Source organism: Bradyrhizobium sp. Rc2d, from assembly GCF_900099855.1.
Classification (GTDB): Bacteria; Pseudomonadota; Alphaproteobacteria; order Rhizobiales; family Xanthobacteraceae; genus Bradyrhizobium.
In genome coordinates this window covers 1-1908 of record NZ_FNCU01000110.1, presented here as the reverse complement: position 1 = coordinate 1908, position 1908 = coordinate 1, and the positions used below count along the sequence as shown (strand labels likewise).

Below are 1908 nucleotides of genomic sequence, written 5' to 3'. Positions count from 1 at the left end.
TCCAACTACAGCGCGAAACAACTTACCAGTGGATGCAAGCACCGTTGGCTGCAACGTCGTCTGTTAGCCACCAGACCGAAGCAAGAATGGATCGACCGAGGCAGCTAGTCGGTCAGCCACTTGCATATTCGCCGTGGACTGCTTTTCGGTAGGCAGCGAGCCGAGAGAGTTGACGGCCAGCCCGGTACCAGCGGCAAGAACAGCTATCACAATCGCAGAGAGATATTCGATCCTCATGGCGATGATCCTCCATCGCTGACCACGAGACAAGTGTGTTTGCTGAAAATTAGTTCCGTTGGCAGGTCGATGGTTGCGGAGAACGGCGAAAAAGCTCGGCCGGAATTGAGGGGTGCTCCGGCCGAAGCGCCATACGCGGGTCGCTCAGAACATTCCGATCGAGGCGAAAAGCGCAATCTCGATTAGGACAGTGAGGCCCATGATGGCGACTGTGAGAATTGCTTCGCCCGGCGGTAAAGAGGTCATGGCGTGCCTCGCATATTGCGAAGCCCCGAAGCCCAATAGCCAACCTCCCGATGTCGGAAATGTTTCGGGTTCTAGGGCGTTAGGTACAAGATGCCCTAACGCGTTTCGAGTTCCTTGATCGCCAAAGCCGCAATTTCTGCCGGCGCGAGAACCTCCGTTTGGGCGATCCTGATGATCTTGCTTGCGACCATTTCCGTGAGCGGATCGTCGCGATCCTTGACGCAAAGCGTATGGAGCGCCTGCTCGTAGGCTGCTGTGATACGGCTGACCATTTCCGGCTTTAAATTGGCGATTTGTAATCGCAGGTAAGTAGACATTTCTTGCCTCCAAGCCCACGCGGGAAGGCAGGATAACATGGGAAACCCGGTTGTTGGCGAACGGAGAACTTCGGACGCTCAGAGCACCGGTATCGGTGCAAAGCCGGGATCAAGGTGGCATGTCGCACGTTACTACGGTGGCGGCAGGATCATCCGTGCACGGCAAGGAGGCGGTGCACGTCAAGGCCAACGGTGGCAGCCATGGCAGATACCCCTTCGACCGCGCCCGTGGTCCATCCGCCAGGTTTAGATCATCCGGAGCATCGCCGGGCGATCTGCAACGAGATTGGCGAGCGACTTCGCGGCACCCTCACGGACGATCTCACTCCGCTACCATTGCGACTGCAAGGCATGGTGGAGCGGCTGACCGAGTTGGATGGCGGCGCTCCGTCGGCCGCGCCGGATCGCCAGGACGATGCGCCATCCCGGCTACTCTCGAAATTTGTGTCGGCGCTTTGGCGGGTCCTTCGAAACGGGCCTTGAGGCGCGGGGACGCGCGACCGCGCCCCTTTCGTATATTTGCGATTTTCGGTTTGCCATTTCGCTTGGCGGGCTTATCTAGCGGAATCCGCAACATAGACCCAGGCAATGACCAATCTTGATCAGGTGTGGCAGGCATGGCGAGCGCTTTCGCGAGTTGATCGGGCTCGGTTTCTGATCATGCTCCGCGACGCTTATGCCCGGGACCGCGAGGCAGTGGTGCGACAGCACGGCATCGGCGCCGATGGCGTAAGGGTATCAAGGCTCTCGGACCTGTCGCTCCGTGAGGCGGACCTCCAACGGCCTGGGCCGTAAACGGCCACTGGTGAGTTTTTCGGCCGCCGGCTACTTCCGGGCCGAGCCGCTTGCGTAAATCGCGGTAAACCGGGTTTGCGGGGCGAGGCTGCTCTAGTGAGTGTGCTTCATACGCCGCGCCGGAATCGGGCGCGTGTGACCGTCCGCTGTGCCCCTGATAGCCGCGCAATACCGGACCTCACGGAAGGTCCGAGTCGGGCCATTCCCGACTAATGCGCGCAGCAAGCAGGTCCTCTATTCGATCACCTTGTCGGCCCCGGCGAGCAGCGTCGGCGGGACTTCGAGGCCGAGCGCGCTTGCGGTCCTAAGATTG

Annotated in this window: 1 protein-coding gene; it reads right to left on the bottom strand. The window is 60.0% G+C overall.

Features of this window, described 5'->3' with window-relative positions:
- Window positions 1-578: 578 nt before the first annotated feature.
- A complete protein-coding gene (locus BLV07_RS45700; protein ID WP_091899142.1) occupies window positions 579-800 on the bottom strand; it encodes a hypothetical protein in 222 nt (73 codons plus the stop codon).
- Between the last annotated feature and the right edge of the window lie 1108 nt (window positions 801-1908).

Bases quoted from the DNA above. Each gene is read 5' to 3' on its own strand.
- BLV07_RS45700 (WP_091899142.1), bottom strand. From the start codon at position 800: ATGTCTACTTACCTGCGATTACAAATCGCCAATTTAAAGCCGGAAATG.